Annotated in this window: 24 protein-coding genes and 1 tRNA gene; 21 read left to right on the top strand and 4 right to left on the bottom strand. The window is 63.4% G+C overall.

Features of this window, described 5'->3' with window-relative positions; genetic code table 11:
* The first annotated feature begins 96 nt into the window (after positions 1 to 96).
* The 10 genes from ACFMPD_RS13090 to ACFMPD_RS13045 all read left to right on the top strand — a co-directional run bounded on the left by ACFMPD_RS13090 (position 97) and on the right by ACFMPD_RS13045 (position 5,966).
* Positions 97 to 366, top strand: a complete 270-nt coding sequence (locus ACFMPD_RS13090) for a hypothetical protein (protein WP_380995077.1) — start codon at positions 97 to 99, stop codon at positions 364 to 366.
* On the top strand, positions 363 to 1,712 hold the full coding sequence (locus tag ACFMPD_RS13085) for a DUF4055 domain-containing protein (RefSeq protein ID WP_380995074.1): 1,350 nt from the start codon (positions 363 to 365) through the stop codon (positions 1,710 to 1,712). Before ACFMPD_RS13090 ends, ACFMPD_RS13085 begins: the two co-directional genes overlap by 4 nt.
* 3 nt (positions 1,713 to 1,715) lie before the next feature.
* On the top strand, positions 1,716 to 2,324 hold the full coding sequence (locus tag ACFMPD_RS13080) for a hypothetical protein (RefSeq protein WP_380995072.1): 609 nt from the start codon (positions 1,716 to 1,718) through the stop codon (positions 2,322 to 2,324).
* A 148-nt stretch (positions 2,325 to 2,472) separates the two neighbouring features.
* Positions 2,473 to 2,856: a hypothetical protein gene (locus ACFMPD_RS13075; RefSeq protein ID WP_380995069.1), complete on the top strand. Its 384-nt coding sequence runs from the start codon at positions 2,473 to 2,475 to the stop codon at positions 2,854 to 2,856.
* On the top strand, positions 2,849 to 3,178 hold the full coding sequence (locus ACFMPD_RS13070) for a hypothetical protein (RefSeq protein ID WP_380995066.1): 330 nt from the start codon (positions 2,849 to 2,851) through the stop codon (positions 3,176 to 3,178). Before ACFMPD_RS13075 ends, ACFMPD_RS13070 begins: the two co-directional genes overlap by 8 nt.
* Positions 3,175 to 3,783 (top strand): hypothetical protein, encoded by a 609-nt coding sequence (locus tag ACFMPD_RS13065; protein WP_380995064.1) that lies wholly within the window; start codon positions 3,175 to 3,177, stop codon positions 3,781 to 3,783. Before ACFMPD_RS13070 ends, ACFMPD_RS13065 begins: the two co-directional genes overlap by 4 nt.
* Complete coding sequence (locus tag ACFMPD_RS13060; RefSeq protein WP_380995061.1) at positions 3,776 to 4,555, top strand: terminase large subunit domain-containing protein; 780 nt, start codon at positions 3,776 to 3,778, stop codon at positions 4,553 to 4,555. Before ACFMPD_RS13065 ends, ACFMPD_RS13060 begins: the two co-directional genes overlap by 8 nt.
* Positions 4,548 to 5,258, top strand: a complete 711-nt coding sequence (locus ACFMPD_RS13055) for a hypothetical protein (RefSeq protein ID WP_380995059.1) — start codon at positions 4,548 to 4,550, stop codon at positions 5,256 to 5,258. Before ACFMPD_RS13060 ends, ACFMPD_RS13055 begins: the two co-directional genes overlap by 8 nt.
* 271 nt (positions 5,259 to 5,529) lie before the next feature.
* Complete coding sequence (locus ACFMPD_RS13050) at positions 5,530 to 5,703, top strand: hypothetical protein (RefSeq protein ID WP_380995056.1); 174 nt, start codon at positions 5,530 to 5,532, stop codon at positions 5,701 to 5,703.
* A complete protein-coding gene (locus ACFMPD_RS13045; protein ID WP_055191820.1) occupies positions 5,700 to 5,966 on the top strand; it encodes a hypothetical protein in 267 nt (88 codons plus the stop codon). Before ACFMPD_RS13050 ends, ACFMPD_RS13045 begins: the two co-directional genes overlap by 4 nt.
* A 154-nt stretch (positions 5,967 to 6,120) precedes the next feature.
* Here ACFMPD_RS13045 and ACFMPD_RS13040 read toward each other — a convergent pair whose 3' ends face one another.
* On the bottom strand, positions 6,121 to 6,792 hold the full coding sequence (locus ACFMPD_RS13040; protein ID WP_380995053.1) for a hypothetical protein: 672 nt from the start codon (positions 6,790 to 6,792) through the stop codon (positions 6,121 to 6,123).
* Between the two features lie 99 nt (positions 6,793 to 6,891).
* Positions 6,892 to 7,329, bottom strand: coding sequence for a hypothetical protein (locus ACFMPD_RS13035; RefSeq protein ID WP_380995050.1), 438 nt, complete (start codon positions 7,327 to 7,329; stop codon positions 6,892 to 6,894).
* Between the two features lie 195 nt (positions 7,330 to 7,524).
* Here ACFMPD_RS13035 and ACFMPD_RS13030 point away from each other — a divergent pair, with 195 nt between their 5' ends.
* Both ACFMPD_RS13030 and ACFMPD_RS13025 read left to right on the top strand, forming a co-directional pair.
* Positions 7,525 to 9,732, top strand: a complete 2,208-nt coding sequence (locus ACFMPD_RS13030) for a hypothetical protein (protein WP_380995047.1) — start codon at positions 7,525 to 7,527, stop codon at positions 9,730 to 9,732.
* Between the two features lie 13 nt (positions 9,733 to 9,745).
* Positions 9,746 to 9,819 (top strand) — tRNA-Gly (locus ACFMPD_RS13025).
* A gap of 729 nt (positions 9,820 to 10,548) precedes the next feature.
* Here the strand turns inward: ACFMPD_RS13025 and ACFMPD_RS13020 are convergent.
* Together ACFMPD_RS13020 and ACFMPD_RS13015 are read right to left on the bottom strand one after the other, a co-directional pair.
* Positions 10,549 to 10,980 (bottom strand): FKBP-type peptidyl-prolyl cis-trans isomerase, encoded by a 432-nt coding sequence (locus ACFMPD_RS13020; protein WP_380995044.1) that lies wholly within the window; start codon positions 10,978 to 10,980, stop codon positions 10,549 to 10,551.
* A gap of 154 nt (positions 10,981 to 11,134) precedes the next feature.
* Positions 11,135 to 11,524, bottom strand: a complete 390-nt coding sequence (locus ACFMPD_RS13015) for a VOC family protein (protein ID WP_380995042.1) — start codon at positions 11,522 to 11,524, stop codon at positions 11,135 to 11,137.
* A gap of 117 nt (positions 11,525 to 11,641) precedes the next feature.
* Between ACFMPD_RS13015 and ACFMPD_RS13010 the strand changes: the two genes are divergently transcribed.
* From ACFMPD_RS13010 to ACFMPD_RS12970, 9 genes are all read left to right on the top strand, one after another.
* Positions 11,642 to 12,331, top strand: coding sequence for a haloacid dehalogenase type II (locus tag ACFMPD_RS13010; RefSeq protein ID WP_380995212.1), 690 nt, complete (start codon positions 11,642 to 11,644; stop codon positions 12,329 to 12,331).
* On the top strand, positions 12,328 to 13,158 hold the full coding sequence (locus ACFMPD_RS13005; protein WP_380995039.1) for an alpha/beta fold hydrolase: 831 nt from the start codon (positions 12,328 to 12,330) through the stop codon (positions 13,156 to 13,158). The genes ACFMPD_RS13010 and ACFMPD_RS13005 overlap by 4 nt, the downstream gene beginning before the upstream one ends.
* On the top strand, positions 13,155 to 14,132 hold the full coding sequence (locus ACFMPD_RS13000) for a threonine ammonia-lyase (protein ID WP_380995037.1): 978 nt from the start codon (positions 13,155 to 13,157) through the stop codon (positions 14,130 to 14,132). The genes ACFMPD_RS13005 and ACFMPD_RS13000 overlap by 4 nt, the downstream gene beginning before the upstream one ends.
* Positions 14,133 to 14,169: 37 nt before the next feature.
* Complete coding sequence (gene pcaD, locus ACFMPD_RS12995; protein WP_380995034.1) at positions 14,170 to 14,994, top strand: 3-oxoadipate enol-lactonase; 825 nt, start codon at positions 14,170 to 14,172, stop codon at positions 14,992 to 14,994.
* A complete protein-coding gene (locus ACFMPD_RS12990) occupies positions 14,987 to 15,700 on the top strand; it encodes an alpha/beta fold hydrolase (protein WP_380995031.1) in 714 nt (237 codons plus the stop codon). Before pcaD ends, ACFMPD_RS12990 begins: the two co-directional genes overlap by 8 nt.
* Positions 15,700 to 17,040 carry a lyase family protein gene (locus ACFMPD_RS12985; RefSeq protein ID WP_380995028.1) on the top strand — a complete coding sequence of 447 codons (1,341 nt, stop codon included), beginning with the start codon at positions 15,700 to 15,702 and terminating at the stop codon, positions 17,038 to 17,040. The genes ACFMPD_RS12990 and ACFMPD_RS12985 overlap by 1 nt, the downstream gene beginning before the upstream one ends.
* A gap of 56 nt (positions 17,041 to 17,096) precedes the next feature.
* Positions 17,097 to 18,296, top strand: coding sequence for a TCR/Tet family MFS transporter (locus ACFMPD_RS12980; RefSeq protein ID WP_380995025.1), 1,200 nt, complete (start codon positions 17,097 to 17,099; stop codon positions 18,294 to 18,296).
* An 86-nt stretch (positions 18,297 to 18,382) separates the two neighbouring features.
* On the top strand, positions 18,383 to 19,468 hold the full coding sequence (locus tag ACFMPD_RS12975; protein WP_380995023.1) for a Zn-dependent alcohol dehydrogenase: 1,086 nt from the start codon (positions 18,383 to 18,385) through the stop codon (positions 19,466 to 19,468).
* Between the two features lie 16 nt (positions 19,469 to 19,484).
* The coding region (locus ACFMPD_RS12970; protein WP_380995020.1) for a hypothetical protein at positions 19,485 to 19,686 on the top strand (202 nt) is incomplete at its 3' end.

The following is a 19,686-nucleotide window of genomic DNA, read 5'->3' as shown; positions in this document are numbered from 1 at the left end:
CCATATTCGTGCTGCGCGGCTCGGCTTGATCGAACGGCCATCCTCGCGCCTTGACCCTTTCGGGATGGCCGTTCACCCAAAACAGAAAGCAACACCATGCGCATCACATTCGAGGAGAACGGCGACGCCTGCACGCTCCACCAAACCTCCAACTCGTCCACGACCGCATTCTCGATCCCGGTCAGCAAACCCGCCCTGCAATCCGCCTTCCGCGAACTCCTGACGGACCCCGAGAAGCGCGAGGTCATGGTCGGCGCGGTGATGGTTGATCGCTACCGCGAAGGCCTTCGCGTGCACGCGGGCAGCGGGCGGTTCGAATTGCCTTTCGTCAACCTGTTCCCCCTCGTGCTTGAGGCATCCGCATGACGCGCGCTCGCTGGGATCAACTGCAAGCGCAGTATCACCTCATTCGCGACTGCCTCGACGGCGAGGATGCCGTGAAGGATCAGGGGCAACTGTATGTCCCGAAACCGGACGGGATGACTTCTGCCAACTACGCCTACTACCTCGACCGCGCCTGCTTCTACGGCGCACCCGAGATGACCCTTCGCGCGCTCGTCGGTCTTGCCCTGCGCAAGGCCCCCGTCGTGAAGCTGCCCCCGCGCCTCGAACCCATGCGGCTCAGCGCCACCTACGAAAACGCGCCGATGGACGTGTTGATCGAGGAGATGGTGCGCGAGGTCGCGTCGATGGGGCGTTTCGGAATTCTGCTCGACTTCCCCGCCGAAGGCGTGAGCGTCAATACCACCCCGCACATCTCGACCTTCCGCGCCGAAACCATCGAGGACTTCGAAACCGCCTATGTCGGCGGTCGCAAGGTTCTGACGCGCGTGCACCTGGCCTCGGATGAGGATTGGGAGGGGTCAGCCGTCACCTACGAGTTGATCCTTGAGGCAGGCGTCTATCAGTTTCGGCGGTTCGTGCGGGATCAGCACAAGAACCGCGTCGATGTGGGCGAGAACCATATCCCGCTCGTGAACGGCCAGCCGCTCGACTTCATCCCGTTCATCATGGTCAGTCATGAGGGCCTGCGCCCCGAGGACGTGACCCCGCCTTTCCTGTCCCTGTGCAAGGTCGCAATCTCGCACTTCAAGAACAGCGCGGATCGGGAGCACGCAATCTTCCTGACGGCCAGCCCGACACCTTGGATCGCGGGATCGCTGTCAGCCGACAAGGTGCCGACGCAGATCGGCGCGGGCGCTGTCTGGCTGCTGCCCGAAGGTGCAGAGGTCGGGATGCTGGAATTCGCGGGATCGGGCGTCGCGGCCATGAAGGAGATCATGGAGGAGAAATCCGAGACGATGATCTCCCTCGGCGCGCGGATGCTGTCCTCGACGGTCAACCGCAACGAGACAATCGACACAGCGACGCAGCGCACGCGGTCAGAGCTTGCGTTGCTGCATGGCGTGGTGGCGTCGGTCGAAGCTGGCTTGAACCGCCTTCTGCGCCTCGCTGCTGAATGGGTCGGTGACGATCCCGACGAGGCATCAGTCACCCTGTCGCGCGACTTCATCGAGTCCTCGATGGAGCCGAAGATGATCGAACAGCAGATGAAACTCTATCTGTCCGGGGTCATCAGCCGCGCGACGCTGCACGAGAACCTGCAAAAGGGCGAGATCGTCCGAGCGGATCGCTCGTGGGAGGACGAGAAGGACATGATCGAGGAGGACGGGGGCGACATTTCTCCGATCATCGGCACCCGCGAGGTGTGACCCGTGATCCTCGATCCCGACTTCGGCGACCACGCCTCGCGCCCTGACGGCCCGCAATCACTCTACCGCGCGGTGCTCGCCCGCGCGGTCCTCGACCTGTTCGGCAAGGCGCTCCCGGCGTCCGGGGGCGACGATGAAACCCTGCTTGCACGTCAGGAGGCGCTTTTCCTGCTGACCCGAAGCGGCGGTGCGTGGGCGGAGTCGCGTGTGCGCTTGTGCGGCGCGTGCGGGATCGACCCGGACGCCTTGCGTCTGAACATCCTCCGCATCCTCGACGGCGGCGAAATCGTCGGCGCGGACGCTCGCAACGCCTTCGGCGGCATCGAGATCGCGCGGAGTCTGTGGAAGGCTGAGCAGGCCCCTGCACCTCGCCCGAAAGCACCCAAACGCAAGAAGCGTGACAGGCCTCCTCGCGGGGTATCACTGAGTTATAGCGAGGTCCGCTCTGCTGTCCTGCCGCTGCTCTCTGAGCCGCGCCGCTTCAAGGATCTGATCGTCGCGACGGGCGGCGAATACAGCGAGGCGAAGATCCGCAAGGTGCTCGAAAACGCGATTGGCAAGGGTGAAGTCGTGCGCGACGAGAAGAACCGCACATACGCTCTGGCGGCCTAGAACACAGTGGTAAACGCTCTGGTCGTAAACCGACCCACAGCTACCGCATATTGACGATGCAAGACCGGGCGTCAGGCATCTTCACGTTCATTGAAGGGCAGGCTCTCGGGCCTGCCTTTCTTTTTGTGCGAACGTGAAGGAGATGCACATGCCTGACGATACCAACGACCGCCTGATGGAGCAATTCATCGAGCGCGCCACCCCCAAGCTGCTCGAAGCCATGCAGGAGTCGCTGTCCAAGCAGATCGAGAACTCTATCGGCGGCCTGAAAAGCAACGCCGAGAAACTGCTCGACGAGGTGAAGGACGCAAAGCGGGAGCGCGAGGCACGCGAGAAGCAGCAGGCCGAAGAAATGGGCCAACTGAAAACGTTGCTCGAACGCGGCGACGCGCCAAAGGAGATTCATCGCAACTTGTCGCCCGAACCAATCCGCCTGACCCGCCAGCAAGCGCGCGACGCGCAGCTCTATCGCAAAGCCAAGGCGCAGGCCGAGAAGGCAGGCACCACGCTTGAGATTGTGTCCGATGACTGAGAGCATTGCAGCCCGCATCGCCGCCGCCCGCTTCATCTGCGGGTTGAAAGGCATCACCCCGGATCGCATCGACACAGATAACTCGGGTCGGCTGTTTGTCGATTACGAACTGATGGATCAGTCGATGCGCAATCGCGTCGGCGTTCTGACGGTCATCATTCTCGACTGCGTCGGGGGTGATACGGACCAAGATATTTCCAACCGGATCGGGGAGCATCAGGCCCACAGCGCGGATACACGGTGGGTAGCGAAGCATCTTCGCAATGGCGAGATCATCGGCATTGTCGAGGACTTCCTGTCGCTGCGCGGTGCGAGCGCATGAGCATCCGCATGGATCGCGTTCTCCGGGTGCTGCCCAAGGAAGAAGGCGCAGGCCGTCGCGGCGTGATCCGCAATCGGCCCGACGTGGGCGAGATCGTCTGTGATCTCGTCCTGTCCCGCCGTCCGCAGAGCGAGATCGCCAAGCGGGCGGGCGTCGATCTGACGACTGTGCAGCGGTTCAAGCAGAAGTTCATCACGGACGAGGTGCGCAAGGTTGTCATGGCCGAGGCAAGCGTCGCGGAACAGCATGACCTCGACGACAAGATCAACTCAGGCCAGGACGACGTGCAGCAAGGCCTGCGCTCGATCATCAAAGAGCAGAAAGAGATCTACGGCCTGATGAAGGACAAGATCGCTGACGGCCGCGACGTTGAAGACCTCGCCCCCGCCCTCGGCCAGCTTCTCCGCGATCAAGGGCAGTCGTTCGAACGCCTGCTGAAATCCTACACGGCGTTGAAGGAGCGCACGACGGTCGTTCTTTCGATCAACGAGTCGCCCGAATGGAGCAAGTTGCAGGAGGTGCTTTTCGTGGTGTTCGAACAGCACCCGAAGGCCTTCGACCTGTTCCGCTCGCTCGTCCAAGAGCGGAGGCTGCGGATTGAATGATCTCTCCCTCTACCTACGCACGCTCGAGGAGCGCCTTGATCCGACTGCGCTTTTCGAGCGTGTCGTAGGTGGACCCTGTGACCCGTGGCAACGGCAACTGCTGACCACGAGCAGTCCTTTCGCGATGTGCCTCGCCTCTCGGCGTATTGGCAAGTCGCAGACGACGGGCGTGCTCGCGGCTCAGACGGTCGCCGCGCCCGGTCGCACGGTCCTGATCCTATCGCCCACGCTGAGCCAATCCACCCTGCTATTCAAGAAATGCTTGCAGGCGTGGCACGCGATGGCGCTGCCGATCCAGAAAACGCGCCTCACGCAGCAGGTGATGGAACTCGAAAACGGGTCGGCCATCGTCTGCGTCCCTGCGGGGCAAGACGGGGAGTCGGCTCGTGGCTGGGGCGTGAAAGATGGCGGCATCCTGATCTACGAGGAAGGCGCGTTCATCCCGGATGCGGTCTATGACGCGACGCTGCCCATTCGCGAGGACGGCGGGCGCATCCTGCTTATCACCACCCCCGGCAAGAAAGGCGGCTTCGCGCACTCGCTCTGGTTTGACAATGACGAGGTGGAGAAGATCACCGCCCGTTCGACCGAACTCCCGCGCATGGCCGAAAAGGTGGCGTTTGACCGCCGCTACATGCCGCCGCTGCAATTCGCCGTGGAACACGAACTGCGCTGGGTCGGTGGCGGTGTCCCGTTCTTCGCGCCCGAGACCATCGAGAACGCTTTCACCGATACCCCGGAATTGAAATTGGGAGATTTCCTCCATGCCTGAACTTGTGCAACGCGGCGAAGACTTGATCTTGCCCTGCTCCGATCCTGCGGTGACGGTGACGCCCGGATACCGCCGCTACATCGTGGGCCTCGACATTGCCCAAAGCATCGACGCGAACGCCTTCGCGATCATCCTCGACGAGCGGGTGCCGCAATGGACGACCTACGCCCAAGAACTCGGTCCACGCCGCCGCGAGATCGTTCGAGCGGAGCGCATCCCGCAGATGGCTTACACAGAACTTGCGCTGGTGGTCCGCAACCTCATGATGCAAGAACCGCTGGCGTCGGCTGGCTATCTCGTGGTCGATGCGGGCGGGCCGGGTCGCGCCTTCGCGGACATGTTGGACGCGCGGTCGGTTCAGAACACGCGGATGCAGATCGTCGGGGGCGACAACGAGAGCGAGACCAAGGAACGCGGACGCACCTTCAACAACGTCGGAAAGAACATGCTCCTCGGCTCGCTCAACTCGGCGCTGCACACGGGGGACTTGCGCATCGGCAACTTCCCCATGCGCGCCGAATTGCAGCACGAGTTGGAATCTTTCGAGGCCTCTATCGGCTCCTCGGGGCGCATGAAGATCGAGGGAGGCACGAAGGCAGGACATGCGGACATCGCAATGGCCGCCGCAATGGCATACTGGCTGAGCGATCATCGCAGTGTCGGGGCGCATGTTGGCGCGGTGCCGCTTCGGGGGTTCTGGTGACAAAACCCGCGTTCTCGCTGTGCTCGTGAGAATCGCGCGGGTCGATATGCCAAGAGCGCCGTCAGAGACCCCCGATTTTCCCGGCGCTGACGGGCGACTCGGTCATTTCCCCCGTCATGGTAGGGCGAACAGCGCGACCGCCTTCGCTGACGCGCTGCTGCGGTTCGGGCTGGCGGCAGCGTTCTCGAACCCACTGCAAAGTTCCAACAGCGAAGTTTGATGCCGCAATTCGTATCTTCTTCTCACGAGCCAAGTGAAGAAAGGAGCTCTAATGAAAGTACTTAACCCCGCCGCGCTCAAGCGGCGCGACTTCAACCGCCTCGGCAAGTATCTGCTGGCGAACGGCGTGAGAGAGATCACTATCACACGCGCTGACAGCAAGCAAACGATGAAGTTCCACAAATACGGCTTCTGGCGAGTGACGAAGGAAGAGGTGGCGCAATGACCGTGCTCGAAAAGCTGCCGACGCGCCCGCTCAACATGCTCGTTCCGCAATCCGATCTCGAAGCCATGCTGGCGCGCGAGATCGACGAGCGGTGTCACCGGAAGGTGACCAAACGTCTGGCGCTGCAACTCGCGCAAGCCGTTCTGCAAGACGACCACGACGGCATGTTCTTTGCCGAGAAGTTGGCGGAACGACTCCAAGTGCGTCTGCGCAAAGAGGTCGCGCTGAAAGAAATCTACATTGATCGGCCTAGCCGCAAGTAGATCTTGAAAAGCAAAACGGGCGGCTTGATGGTCGCCCGTTTTCATTTGCGCGGTGGCGCGCCCAGCGACCCCCGAAAAATCGCGCGCTGATGGGCGTCTTCAAGTTTTGGGCATCGTTACGCCCGCCAACCCGCCAACCGCGTCACGCGGGCGCTCAGTCGGGTATGCGCAGCAGCACCACCTCAGCCTCGTCACGGTCTTCGCAGGTGAACGCTACGTCGCCTCGGTAAACCTCCATTTCCAAGACCACAGGATTGGGATTGTTCAGGCCTCTGTGCCCATACGCAAAGGCCTCAGCGACCTTCCGGTCGCGCGTCCACGACAACCCCTTTTCTGCGTCGGTGTCCTGCCCGCGATACACGGTCAAGGTTTCTGGCACATCGCACGGCGGAACACTGTCCAAAAATGTCTCGAACAACTCTTCATATTCGCTGTGCGGAATCCGATCAAAGCCATCCCAGCAGGTAGTCACAACCTGCCAGAAAATCTTCCCGCATTCAGGCGGTAGCTGGTAGGCCCATTCAGAGACCAGCAGTGGGCGGCGCGCACTCCCGCCGTGTTTCCCTACAAACGCAATCACGCTTTCGGGGTCGCGCATCGGGCCGAGTGTTTCCATCAAGTACGAGATCGGCGGCTGCTCAAAATGGCCGATTTCTGGATAGACGCGCGTACCGGAGCCATCCGGAAAAAATGCTGCCCAGATATTGCCGCCAAGCTGTTCCACTTTTTCGACTTCGAAAGGTGGTGAATGTTCAGCAAAAAGCGCCCGGACGCCCGCCTCGGTATTCGGGTAGGGTTTCTTGTCTTTCGTTCGGTAGGTATTCATAGAACCGCCTCACTTTCTTATCCTGTGGCATCCGCTCACCCAACGCAACAACGGGCGCGCCAAAGCACGCCCGCCGCAGGCTCGCGAATGTCGCAATACCTACTTGCACGCAGCCACGAGGGCGTCCGCGCGGGTGGTGTCCGCGTCATGCGCCGGGATGCGCTTCACGCCCTTGGGCATCAGCAGGTAGTATTTGCCCGCCTTGCGCTCGACGCCCAGCCCGAGCGCGCCCATGTCGGTGCGCAGCGCGGACGACACGGTGTCCTTGTTCCAGCCGAGCGTTTCCATCAGTTCCTCGATGGTCGCGCCCTTGGCCAGCACCTCGGCCATCAGGTGCCGCTTGCTGCCTGCCTTCGTCGCTTTGACGTCTTCCGGCTTGCCGGGTTCGAGCATCACGCGGTCGGGCAGTTCGCGCGGCTTCCGAGCCTTGGGCTTCTGAGCGTCGGCCATCACCTGCAATTCCGCGAGCGAGGTCTTCTTGAGTTGCGATGCTGTGAGCGGCGTGGTGAGGCGGGCGTTGAGTTCGGCTTTGGTCATGTCTGTTACTCCGTTGATGGTTGGGTCAGCATTGCTGCCATAACCGACTTATCGGACCTGTCCCCGGCGCTGCTCAACCGGAGAATTGTGGAAACACCTACCTAAGGGGCAAACTGCTACATCCTGTGTTTGCTCGACTTTTCACCACAAGGCGGATAAGTTGACGTCTGCGGCACAACCCTAAGGCAAGAAAACATGACGGTCGGACCAGCAGCAGTACGAGTTAACGCGGTTCTTGCTGCGTTTCGCGATGACGAGAACTCGGACGTCATTGATGCCCTTTGCTACTTCTACGTTCCCATTCTTGACAAGCTCCACGGAAAGCCGATCACCGCGTCATTGTTGGCGAAAGCTGCTAAGCTCATCTATGGGTGGAACCTCACGGAGTCAGTCGGGCATGTCTTCGTGGAGCGACTGGTTGCGCAAGGGCATCTGGTCGAGGAGCAAAAGAACGGTCAGACGATTTTCGTCGCGCAGCCAAGCCCCGAGCTAGCCGCCGATGTAGAAACGTCTATCCAAGAATCATTTGATCAAGTCACCGAGTTGTTCGGGAAATTTGACCTTGTTTCTGGCGATCTAATCTACAGGCAACTTACCCGTGAGCAGTTGGGCGATCTGCTCGTCCGTTTCCTCATATCGCTGGACGCCTATTCGAATAACGAAATTACGGCTTCCTTAAAGTCAGGAGACATTGCCAACGGGGAACGCAGCGCCCTTCAAGAGTTGACAAACGACGTTTCCGTTCTTTCGCAGTCTGAAACCCACGTCTGCGCACGATTTGTGCAGTGGCTCTCAAAGGAACAGCCAGAACTAGCCGAGAAACTCAGTCTTTTCGTCGCGGCAGGGCTTTTGGCTGAATTAGTTGAGGATTTCCGCAAGCCCTCCGCACTGGAAACCAAAAGTGAAACAACCTTCTTTCTAGACGGGCCAATGCTTCTCGGACTCGTTGGGACAAGCGGTGAAGCCCTTCAGGAAGAAGCAAGAACGATTGTTGATGCTTTGAAGTCGATTGGCTGTCGCGTTCAGGTTTTTAGCGAGAGCTGTCGCGAGGCAGAACGGGTTCTCAGGTCCTACTTGAAGGCCTCGCCTTCGGATCGCTACGGTCGCACTCACACGGCAGTCCTCCACGGTGAGGTTGACCGAGCATACGTGCAAACAGTTGCAGCCGACATTGAGGCGGCCGCCGAAAAATTCGGTGTGAACGTTCGGGATTACAGCTTGGACGCCTTCCCCAATGATCATAAATACTTCGATGCCGAACGAAATACGGACGTTTACTCGTTCCTCTCTTGGGAAGGCTCACTTGCCCGTGAGCATGATGCGTTCGCTGTGACAGCCATCATGCGGATGCGCCATGGCAAGCACAAAAACGATCCGCTGCAAAATAGCCACGTATTCATTTCCTCGAATGAGAAGCTAGTCAGGAAAGCGCGGGAATACTGCTTGCAGTCTCAACTCGTTCGCGAGACACAGTGCGGCCCGGTCGTCGATACGCGAGACTTGGCGACAATCGCATGGCTACGAACTGGCTTCGAAAACTCCGAGAAGTTGCCAACATCGCACATGCTGGCACAATGCGAACGCGTCCTCCGGGTACGAAAAGACGTGATCGAAAATGCCCGTCAGCAGGTTGCCAAGTTCACCCCTGAAAAGGTGGAACAGTTTGAACTGCTCCTACAGGACAATCGCGCGGTTAGTTACCTGATGGATACTGCTCGCGGTTCGTCGGCCTCTTTCGACCCCGAGCGAGATCAAGAACTTCTGGATGGAATGCTGGATGCAGCCATTAAGGTTGTCCGCGACGAAACAGATGCCAAGCTGTCTGAAAAAGACAAAAAAATTCGTCAACTGCGCGCCGAGAACAAGAAAAGGCAGCAAGAAACCCAAGCAGAATACGAAGCAAGGCTTGAAGAAGAAGCCCGGAAGACCGCCGACGTAGAGGCTCGACTAGCCGAATTGGAGCGTCTGAGAGGGGAGGATGCAAAGCGCCTCGCCTCGGTTTCATCACGGAATGAGACTGTCATGCAGGAGGGCATCGAATATGCAAACAAGTGGATAGTCCGGTATCAGGTGCTGGGCGCCGCAGTTTTGGCCGCAGCAGGAATCCTCGCAACGCTAGGAGTGTTTTGGGATCCCTCCTCCCTGCCGCCCGTCGTGGACTGGTGTTCCAAGCTCGTGGCTTTGATAGGGGTTGGGTTTACTGTGCTCGCGCTTCTCGGGAGACCAGTGCCAGGCCTGTGGCAACTGATCGAGCGCCGGGGTGAGGTCTGGTACTCCAAGTACTGCGTGAACAAGGGCGTCCCAGCAATTGAGGCGCGAGAGCGTTTGTCGGTCGGGAAAAGTAGGCTTTTGCTGGCGGAACCAGACAAACAAGCACTTGATGCGATCAGCGAGGATGACTAAGAAGGGCGACGCGGCGGGTGTAGCTCAATGGTAGAGCATTTGCTTCCCAAGCAAGTGACGAGGGTTCGATTCCCTTCACCCGCTCCAATTTGCAGGCAATTTTTTTTCGCCTGCAAACTGCCTACAAAACGCGTCAGACGCACCCACTAACCGCTTGATCAAAGGCGGCAAACCAGCACTAGCGGTTAAGCTTCCCAAGCTGACGACGAGGGTTCGATTCCCTTCACCCGCTCCAATTTGCAGGCAATTTTTTTTCGCCTGCAAACTGCCTACAAAACGCGTCAGACGCACCCACTAACCGCTTGATCAAAGGCGGCAAACCAGCACTAGCGGTTAAGCTTCCCAAGCTGACGACGAGGGTTCGATTCCCTTCACCCGCTCCACTTTGCAGGCAATTTTTTTTCGCCTGCAAACTGCCTACAAAACGCGTCAGACGCACCCCCTAACCGCTTGATCAAAGGCGGTAAACCAGCACTAGCGGTTAAGCTTCCCAAGCGGACGACGAGGGTTCGATTCCCTTCACCCGCTCCATTTTCAGCGTATCGAGGGCGCGCGCTGTTCGCCGTGTTCCCACAGCTGCATCTTGCAATTTTTGAACCCACGGCCTGTTCGGTATCGGCATTCACCGGATTGCTGCCGAATTCCCCCCCGCTCCGCACCGCGCCACCTGCGCGAAGCGCCAAGGTGCATTGCCGGTTGGCCCGGTGGGGCGGTGGGGCGGTGGGGCGGTGGGGCGGTGGGGGCGGTGACAGGGTGGCGACCCCTGCCAAGGTGCTGGCAAGGGCGCAATCCGGGGCCGGTATGGCCGGGACCGGGTTATTCCGCGATCGACACCAGCTCGATGGCAAAGGTCAGGTCCTGACCAGCCAGCGGGTGGTTGCCGTCCAGGGTGACTTCGTCATCGCTGATCTCGACCACCGTCACCGGCACGGTCTGACCCTCGGAGGACTGCGCCTGCAGCTGCAGGCCGACTTCCAGCGGGATTTCGGCCGGGATGTTGCTGCGCGGGACGGCCTGGCGCATGCCCGGCTGGATTGGGCCATAGGCCTGATCACAGGGAACATTGACGGTTTTCTTGTCCCCGACCGCCATGCCCGGCAGGGCCGCATCCAGACCCGGGATGATCTGACCGGACCCGACCTGGAATTCCAGAGGGTCGCGCCCCTCGGAGCTGTCGAACGTGCTGCCGTCCAGCAGGGTGCCGGTATAGTGAATGCGCACGGTGTCGCCGGTTTTGACCTGGGTCATATCTGTCCAATCTGTTGGGGGGTTGCCGGGCAGAGGCCGCGTATCTGCGCGGGTACTCCGATCAACGCACCCTACAGGTCTGGCACGGGATGTAAAGTCGACCTCGCCCGCTCCGGCGCCCGGCTAATATGCGCGCTGCCAACGGGCGGCCGTCTCAGCCGGGTCTGACCGGACGGATCAGCCCCAGCAGCGCACCGACGGAATCCTGCACCATGGCGATGCGGCCCACATCGGGCACGTCGAACCCTTCGCGCAGCACCTGCCCGCCGGCAGCCCGGGTCCGGGTCAGCGCCTCGTCGATATCGTCAACGGCAATATAGGTGACCCATTGCGCCGGCGTGTCCTCGTGATCTGGCAACAGCGCCAGATCCAGCAGCCCGGCCACCGGCTGATCGCCCAGATGGGCGACAAAGTAATCCCCGCCATCGGCGGCCGGCGTCACCGAAAAACGCCAGCCGCAGATACGCCGGTAATAGGCCTGCGCGGCATCAACATCCCGGGTGGTCAATTCGCTCCACCAGATGGCACCGTGAATATAGGACATCGGTCTCTCCTTGCACGCGACAGCGCCAGTATGCCCGAAATTGCCGACAAAATCATCACCGCCGTCTTTTCCCCGTCCGGCGCCTGTGCCAGTCTGCGGCAAAACGGGGTTCCACGCATGCCGATTACCACCTGTGTCTTTGATGCCTATGGCACGCTGTTCGATGTCGCCTCGGCGGCGCGACTGGCGGCACAGGAGCCGGGCTTTGGCGATTTCGGATCGCGCTGGCAGCGGGTTTCCGAGCTGTGGCGCCTGAAACAGCTGCAATATTCCTGGCTGCGCGCCGTGGCAGGGGCCCATTGCGATTTCTGGGAGGTTACCCAGAACGGGCTGGACTGGGCGCTGGAGGCCACCGGCCTGCAGGGCGATACAGCACTGCGCCAGCGGCTCCTGGATCTTTATTGGGAATTGCAGGCCTATCCCGAAGTGCCCGCGATGCTTGCGACGCTGAAATCCGCGGGGCTGAACACCGCGATCCTGTCCAACGGGGCGCCCCGAATGCTGGACGGGGCGGTCCGGTCGGCCGGCATCGGCGACCTGCTGGACGATGTGCTGTCGGTGGAAAGCGTCGGCGTCTTCAAACCCGCCGCGGCGGTCTACGACCTGGTCGGTGAACGGTTCGGCTGCGCCCGCGACGCGGTGCTGTTCGTCTCGTCCAACGGATGGGACGCGGGCTGCGCAACCGGCTACGGATTCACCACCGTTTGGGTCAACCGCGCCCAGGAACCGGTCGACCGCCTGCCGTGGACGCCGCCCCATATCCTGACCGACCTGACGGCAATTCCTGACCTGGTACGAAAAACATGACCACTTTCAAGACTTCAGACGGGTTGAACCTGCATTTCGAGGATACCGGACAGGGCCAGCCGCTGCTGTGCCTGTCCGGCCTGACCCGCAACAGCCGCGATTTCGACTTTCTGGCGCCGCATATGCGGCATCTGCGGATGATCACGCTGGATTATCGCGGCCGCGGGCAATCGGACCATGCCGCCGATTTCAACAGCTACAATGTCGGCCGCGAGGCGCAGGACGTGGTCGAACTGCTGGATCATCTGGGGCTGGACCGGGTCACCGTTCTGGGCACGTCACGCGGCGGGCTGATCGCCATGGTGATGGCGGCAACCGTGCCCGACCGGCTGGCCGGCGTGATCCTGAACGATGTCGGCCCGCATGTCAGCGCCGAGGGCATCGCCCGGATCATGGAATATGTCGGCAAACCGCCCAACGCGAAAACGCTGCAGGCCGCCGCCGGCGCGTTGCAATCGGTGCAAGGCGCCCAGTTTCCCGGCCTGTCCCCGGCGGTCTGGCGCGCGATGGCCGAGGCCCAGTTCACGCCCGCCGGGGAAGGTCTGGCCCTGCGCTATGACGCGCGGCTGCGCGATGCGTTGCTAGCCCAGGCCGCAGCCGGACCGCCGCCCGATCTGTGGCCGGTCTTTGAGGCGCTGAAACCGCTTCCGACCGGTGTGCTGCGCGGTGCCAATTCCGACATCCTGCTGCCCGAGACTCTGACCGAGATGCAGGCCCGCCACCCGGATCTGATCGCCGCAACCGTGCCCGACCGGGGCCATGTACCGCTGCTGGACGAACCCGAGAGCCTGTCGCTGATTCACCGCGTGCTCGAGCAAAGCGCATGAGCAACCTGGCGATGATCGAGGCCGCGGCCGGGCGCCTGCACGGGCATGTCCGGCGCACGCCTCTTTTGTCCTCGCCGTTTTTGGACGAGATGGCCGGGCGCCGGGTGCTGGTGAAACCGGAATGCCTGCAGCATACCGGCAGCTTCAAGTTCCGTGGCGGCTGGTCGGCCCTGTCGGCGCTGGCACCGGATGCGCGCGCCCGCGGCGTCATCGCCTTTTCCAGCGGCAACCATGCCCAGGGAGTCGCACTGGCTGCCCGGGGCCATGGCACCGCCGCAGTCATCATCATGCCCTCGGATGCCCCGAAAACCAAAATCGACAACACCCGGGCCCTGGGCGCCGAGGTCATCCTGTACGACCGCGCCAACGAGGACCGCGACGCCATAGGCGACCGTCTGGCTGCCGAGCGCGGTCTGACCCTGATCAAACCCTTTGACGAACCGCAGGTCATCGCGGGTCAGGGCACGGTCGGGTTGGAAATCGCCGAACAGGCGACCGCGGCCGGTGTGACCGTGGGCGACGTTCTGGTCTGTTGTGGCGGCGGCGGGCTGACCTCGGGCATCGCCCTGGCGCTCGAAGGGCACGCGCCCGGCCTGCGGGTGCGCCCGGTCGAACCCGAGGGCTTTGACGATGTCACGCGGTCCCTGGCCAGCGGCGAAATCCGGCGCAACGACCGGCTGTCCGGCAGCCTGTGCGACGCCATCATCACACCGCAGCCAGGGGCCATCACCTTTCCGATCATGCAGCGTCTCTGCGGCCCGGGACTGGTGGTGACAGAGGATCAGGCCATGCGGGCCGTGGCGCTGGCCTTTTCCCGGCTCAAGATCGTGCTGGAACCGGGCGGCGCCGTGGCGCTAGCCGCGGCCCTGTTCCTGCCGGAACAGGTGACGGGCGATGCGGTCATTGTCGTCACCACCGGCGGTAATGTCGATGCCGGAACGTTCCGCACCGCCCTGGTTCCGGGGGACGGGTAGGCCGACACCGCCGCAGCCGGAAAAGGAGGGTGCCACCATGCATATCGCCGATCTGGACGGGGTCCGGATACATTATCGCATCGACGGTGACCCGGATGGCGCGCCGCTGGTCTTTGCCAATTCGCTGGGCACCGATCTGCGCCTGTGGGACGCGGTGCTGCCCCTGTTGCCCGCCGGGCTGAAGATCATCCGCTATGACCTGCGCGGGCACGGCCTGTCGGACGCCCCGCCGCCGCCCTATGCGATGGGCGGGCTGGTGCGCGATGCCGAACGCCTTCTGGATCATCTGCAGGTGCGCGATTGCGTGTTCGTCGGCCTGTCCATCGGCGGCATGATCGCCCAGGGTCTGGCGGTCAAGCGCCTGGATCTGGTGCGCGCACTGGTCCTGTCCAATACCGCCGCACGGATCGGCACGGCGCAGATGTGGACCGAGCGGATTGCCGCGATCCAGGCCGGCGGTCTGGACAGCCTGGCGGACGCGGTGATGCAGCGCTGGTTCAGCCCGGGCTTTCGCGACCGCCCCGACCTGACCCTGTGGCGCAACATGTTGGTGCGTCAGCCGGCGCAGGGTTATGCCGGTTGCGCGGCGGCGATCTCGGGGGCGGATTTCTATACCCCGACCAGCGGTCTGCGCCTGCCGGTGCTGGGCATTGCCGGCGACCGCGACGGTGCCACGCCGCCCGATCTGGTGCGCGAAACGGTCGATCTGGTGCCGGGGGCGCAATTCCACTTGATCCGCGGCGCGGGTCACCTGCCCTGTGTCGAGCGGCCCGGCGAATATGCGCAAATTCTGGGTGATTTTCTGACCGGGATCGGTCATGTGCCGGGCTCCGGCCCGCAGAGCGAGGAAAAAAATGGCTGATTTTCTGCTGGTTCACGGCTCGTTTCATGGCGCCTGGTGCTGGCGTGACCTGATTCCGGCGCTGACGGCGCGGGGCCATATGGCGCGCGCCATCGACCTGCCCGGCCACGGGCAGGACCACACGCCGCCCGAACAGCAAACGCTGGCGGGCTGCCGCGACGCGGTTCTGGCGGCCAGCACACCGCAGACCATCGTGGTCGGTCATTCCTGGGGCGGCTATCCGATTTCCGCCGCCGCCGAGGCCGACCCCCGGGCAATGCGCGCCCTGATCTATCTCTGCGCCTATGTGCCGGTTTCGGGCCTGTCGCTGGTCGACATGCGCAAGGCGGCCAAGGAACAGCCGCTGTTGCCGGCGATCCAGCGCGATCCGGACGGGCTGAGCTGTTCGGTACTGCCTTCGCGCGCGGTCGAAACCTTTTACCACGACTGCCCGCCCGACAGCATCGCCTATGCGCTGAACCGGCTGCAGCCCCAGATCATCGCGCCGCAAACCACGCCGCTGTTCGTCTCGGCACGTTTCGCCTCGGTGCCCAAGGCCTATATCCGCTGCGCCCGGGACCGCACCATTCCCCCGGAATACCAGAGCGAGATGACCCGCGACTGGCCCGCCGACCGGCTCTATCAGATGGACAGCGCGCATTCGCCGTTCTTTTCGGACCCGGCTGGTCTGGCGGCGATGCTGAACACCATCGCGGGGCGCTTGTGATGGCCGGGTCGGTATTTGACAGCAGCCTCTATGCCCGCCTGTTTCCCACCGGCGAGGTCGGTCGGCTGTTCACCGACAGCGCCGAAATCCGCGCGATGCTGCTGGTCGAGGGCGCATTGGCCCGGGTGCAGGGTGCCCGGTCGATCATTCCGCCCGAAAGCGCCGCCGCGATCGCGCGGGCGACCATGGAAGTGCAGATCGACGCGGCAAACCTGGCCGCGGCGACCGGCAGCAACGGGGTCAGCGTTCCGGGTCTGATCGCGGCCCTTCGCGACGGCATGCAGGCTCCCGAACATGCGCAGTTCGTGCATTGGGGCGCTACGTCGCAGGACATCATCGACAGCGCGCTGATGCTGCGCCTGCGTCAGGCGCTGGCGCTGATCGAGACGGATCTGCGCCCGGTATTGCGAACCTTGGCGGGGCTCGCCGCCCGCCATGCCGTCCTGCCGATGGCGGCGCGCACCTATGGCCAGCACGCTACGCCGACCAGTTTCGGCGCGGTGGCCGCGGAATGGGGCGCCCCGCTGCTTGCGCTGGCCGGCGAACTGCCCGGGCTGCGCGAAACCTGCCTGCTGGTGGCGCTGTCCGGAGCCGCCGGCACCGCCGCTGCGCTGGGTCCCGACGCCGGTGCTTTGCGCGGCGAACTGGCGCTGGCGCTGAACCTCGGGGATCCGGGGCGCAGCTGGCACAATGACCGCACTCCGATCCTGCGGCTGGCGGACTGGCTGACCCGATTGACGCTGGCGCTGGGCAAGCTCGGCGAAGACGTCGCTCTGATGGTACAATCGGATATCGGCGAGATCACGCTGGACCGGGCGGGCGCCTCGTCGACCATGCCGCAGAAACAGAACCCGGTCGGCGCCGCGGTGCTGGTGGCGCTGGCCCGCCAGACCGCCGGGCAGCAGGCGGTGCTGCAGGGCGCCGCGATGCCGCGGCAACAACGCGACGGGGCGGCCTGGTTCACCGAATGGATGGCCCTGCCGCAGATCGTGCTGGCGGCGGCAGCGGCGGTTCAGACCGCCGGACCGCTCTGCGCCGCCATCAACCCGGACTCCGCGAGAATGGCCGCTGCGTTGTCGGCGCATCAGGGCCTGATCCATGCCGAAGCGCTGAGTTTCGCGCTGGCCGCCAGGATGCCCCGCCCGGCAGCACAGGCCGCCGTCAAAACGTTGTGCCGCGCCGCCCTGGACAGCGCGACGCCGCTGGCCGATCTGGCGGCGCGCGATCATCCCGATCTGGAGGCGGCGGACCTGTTTGACCCGGCACAACAAATGGGACAGGCCCCTGCCCAGGCCCGCCGGTTTGCCGCTGACGCGACGGCATTCTTGCGTCCGGCGTGACTTTTTCCGGTTGCGCCCCTATCCCTAAGTGACGCCAACGGCACAGGAATTTCCGGTTGCGCCTGCCCGTTCTCTTCATTCTGGTCACAGTCCTGCTGGACGCCATGGGCATCGGGCTGATCATGCCGGTGATGCCGGACCTGATCCGCGAGGTGCAGGGTGGCTCGCTGGCCACCGCGGCATTGTGGGGCGGCGTTCTGTCGGCGGTTTTCGCGGTAATGCAGTTTCTGTTCAGCCCGCTTCTGGGCAATCTGTCGGACCGCTACGGCCGCCGGCCCGTCCTGTTGATCTCGCTGACGGTGATGGCGCTGGACTATCTGGTCATGGCGCTGGCGGGCTCGATCTGGCTGTTGCTGGCCGGCCGGGTCGTCGGTGGCATCACCGCCGCCAGCCAGTCCACCGCCAGCGCCTATATGGCGGACATCTCGGCGCCGGGCGAGAAATCCGCCAATTTCGGGCTGATCGGTGCCGCCTTTGGCCTGGGCTTTGTGCTGGGGCCGCTGATCGGCGGCCTGCTGGGCGAGCTGGGCACCCGCGCCCCGTTCTATGCCGCCGCCGGGCTGGCCGCGCTGAATACCGTGTTCGGCCTGTTGGTGCTGCGCGAGACCGTGACCGACCGCATCCGGCGTCCGTTCCGCTGGGCCCGGGCCAACCCGCTGGGCGCCTTTCGCAGCGTGGCGCGCCTGCCCGGGATCGGCCGACTGCTGCTGGTCTATTTTGTCTATTCGGTGGCCATCCATGTCTACCCGGCGGTCTGGTCGTTCTTTACCCAGGAGCGGTTCGGCTGGTCGCCGCAGATGATCGGCCTGTCACTGGCGCTGTTCGGCATCATGATGGCGATCGTGCAGGGCGGGCTGATCCGGCTGGTGCTGCGCTGGCTGGGCGAATGGAACACCGTGGTCTATGGCCTGGTGTTCGACACCATCGCGTTTGGCCTCATCGCCGTTGTCACCAGCGGCACCGTGGCGCTGATCCTGACGCCGATCACCGCGCTGGGCGCTGTGATCACCCCGGCCCTGCAGGGCATCATGTCCCAGGCGGTGCCGGACGATGCCCAGGGCGAGTTGCAGGGGGTGCTGACCAGCATCGGCGCCCTGTCAATGGTGGTTTCGCCCTTGATAATGACCTCGGTCTTTGCCGTCTTTTCCGGCGGGGCGGCAGCGATCTACTTTCCCGGCGCGCCGTTTCTGGTCTCGTTGCTGCTGATGTTGCTGGGGCTGGCACTGTTCCTGCGCGCGCGGCAAGTCCGGCGTTGATCGCGACCGTTAAATGGCGGTTTCGGCCTTGCGGTGTCCCCGCCCCCGGTCCACGCTGAACGCAGGAACCGACGAAAGGACCACGCATGCAGACCATAAAAGCCGCCGTGTGCCGGGAATTCGGCGCCCCGCTGATGATCGAGAACATCCGGCTGGCGGCACCCGGCCCCGCCGAAGTCGAGGTGACCTTGGATGCGGTGGCGATCTGCCATTCGGATATCTCTTACGCAGACGGCGCCTGGGGCGGGCATCTGCCGGCGGTCTATGGCCACGAGGCGGCGGGCCTTGTCACCGCCACCGGCAGCGACGACACCGGGTTCAGCGTCGGCGACAGCGTCGTGGTCACCCTGATCCGCGCCTGCGGCACCTGCCCTACCTGCGCCAGCGGCCGGCCCACCATCTGCGAAACCCCGCGCGACGACGTTGCCGGGCCGATCGTCACCACCGATGGCACGCCGCTGTTGCAGGCGATGGCCTGCGGCGCCTTTGCGGAAAAGGTCGTGGTGCATCGCAGCCAGGTCGTGGGCATTCCGGCGGACATGTCCAAAGAGGCCGCCTGCCTCTTGTCCTGCGGCGTCATCACCGGAGTCGGCGCGGTGGTCAACACGGCCGGACTGCGCGCCGGTCAGGACGTTGTGGTGATCGGCGCCGGCGGCGTCGGGCTGAACGCCATCCAGGGTGCCCGCATCGCCGGCGCCCGGCGCATCGTGGCGGTCGACATGACCGAGGAAAAGCTGGACATCGCCAAAAGCTTTGGCGCCACCGACGGGGTTCTGGCCAGCGATCCCAAGCCCTGGAAAGCGGCGCGACAGGCGCTGGGCGGGCGCGGTGCCGACGTGGTGCTGGTCACCGTCGGCGCCGCGCCTGCCTATGACGCAGCACCCCGCTACCTGGGCTGGGGCGGCAAAGCGATCATGATCGGCATGCCCCATGCCGAGGCCAATGCCAGCTACAACCCCATGGGCATGTCCTATCAGGGCCAGGGCCTGATCGGGTCCAAGATGGGCGACAGCGTGATCCAGCGCGACATCCCGTGGATGGTCGATCTGTACCGCCAGGGCCGGCTCAAGCTGGACGAGCTGATCTCGGGGCGCTGGACGCTGGAGCAGATCAACGAGGCGATTGCCGATACAAAGACCGGCGGCGCCAAACGCAACGTGATCGTTTTCTGACAATCGCCGGCGCGGCATGATGCAGTCCGCCCGCCTTGAAAACAACGGCGAGATCCCGCGCCGGGAGGTCATCGCCCGATCCACCGACGGCATCCGCAAGCGCCGCGAACAGGTCGATCGCCAGCGCCCCGCCGCTTTACCCCGGCCATCGCCCCAAAGGCTTTCCCGGGGATGCACGGGAACAGAGCACCGGCAATCTTCCCCTCTGGCCTATGCGC

The organism is Sedimentitalea sediminis, from assembly GCF_042687825.1.
Lineage (GTDB): Bacteria > Pseudomonadota > Alphaproteobacteria > Rhodobacterales > Rhodobacteraceae > Sedimentitalea.
Note: the sequence above shows the minus strand (reverse complement) of the source record. Positions and strands in the feature narration are given on the sequence as shown.

Bases quoted from the DNA above. Each gene is read 5' to 3' on its own strand.
- ACFMPD_RS13090 (WP_380995077.1), top strand. From the start codon at position 97: ATGCGCATCACATTCGAGGAGAACGGCGACGCCTGCACGCTCCACCAA.
- ACFMPD_RS13085 (WP_380995074.1), top strand. From the start codon at position 363: ATGACGCGCGCTCGCTGGGATCAACTGCAAGCGCAGTATCACCTCATT.
- ACFMPD_RS13075 (WP_380995069.1), top strand. From the start codon at position 2,473: ATGCCTGACGATACCAACGACCGCCTGATGGAGCAATTCATCGAGCGC.
- ACFMPD_RS13070 (WP_380995066.1), top strand. From the start codon at position 2,849: ATGACTGAGAGCATTGCAGCCCGCATCGCCGCCGCCCGCTTCATCTGC.
- ACFMPD_RS13065 (WP_380995064.1), top strand. From the start codon at position 3,175: ATGAGCATCCGCATGGATCGCGTTCTCCGGGTGCTGCCCAAGGAAGAA.
- ACFMPD_RS13055 (WP_380995059.1), top strand. From the start codon at position 4,548: ATGCCTGAACTTGTGCAACGCGGCGAAGACTTGATCTTGCCCTGCTCC.
- ACFMPD_RS13050 (WP_380995056.1), top strand. From the start codon at position 5,530: ATGAAAGTACTTAACCCCGCCGCGCTCAAGCGGCGCGACTTCAACCGC.
- ACFMPD_RS13045 (WP_055191820.1), top strand. From the start codon at position 5,700: ATGACCGTGCTCGAAAAGCTGCCGACGCGCCCGCTCAACATGCTCGTT.
- ACFMPD_RS13040 (WP_380995053.1), bottom strand. From the start codon at position 6,792: ATGAATACCTACCGAACGAAAGACAAGAAACCCTACCCGAATACCGAG.
- ACFMPD_RS13035 (WP_380995050.1), bottom strand. From the start codon at position 7,329: ATGACCAAAGCCGAACTCAACGCCCGCCTCACCACGCCGCTCACAGCA.
- ACFMPD_RS13030 (WP_380995047.1), top strand. From the start codon at position 7,525: ATGACGGTCGGACCAGCAGCAGTACGAGTTAACGCGGTTCTTGCTGCG.
- ACFMPD_RS13020 (WP_380995044.1), bottom strand. From the start codon at position 10,980: ATGACCCAGGTCAAAACCGGCGACACCGTGCGCATTCACTATACCGGC.
- ACFMPD_RS13015 (WP_380995042.1), bottom strand. From the start codon at position 11,524: ATGTCCTATATTCACGGTGCCATCTGGTGGAGCGAATTGACCACCCGG.
- ACFMPD_RS13010 (WP_380995212.1), top strand. From the start codon at position 11,642: ATGCCGATTACCACCTGTGTCTTTGATGCCTATGGCACGCTGTTCGAT.
- ACFMPD_RS13005 (WP_380995039.1), top strand. From the start codon at position 12,328: ATGACCACTTTCAAGACTTCAGACGGGTTGAACCTGCATTTCGAGGAT.
- ACFMPD_RS13000 (WP_380995037.1), top strand. From the start codon at position 13,155: ATGAGCAACCTGGCGATGATCGAGGCCGCGGCCGGGCGCCTGCACGGG.
- pcaD (WP_380995034.1), top strand. From the start codon at position 14,170: ATGCATATCGCCGATCTGGACGGGGTCCGGATACATTATCGCATCGAC.
- ACFMPD_RS12990 (WP_380995031.1), top strand. From the start codon at position 14,987: ATGGCTGATTTTCTGCTGGTTCACGGCTCGTTTCATGGCGCCTGGTGC.
- ACFMPD_RS12985 (WP_380995028.1), top strand. From the start codon at position 15,700: ATGGCCGGGTCGGTATTTGACAGCAGCCTCTATGCCCGCCTGTTTCCC.
- ACFMPD_RS12975 (WP_380995023.1), top strand. From the start codon at position 18,383: ATGCAGACCATAAAAGCCGCCGTGTGCCGGGAATTCGGCGCCCCGCTG.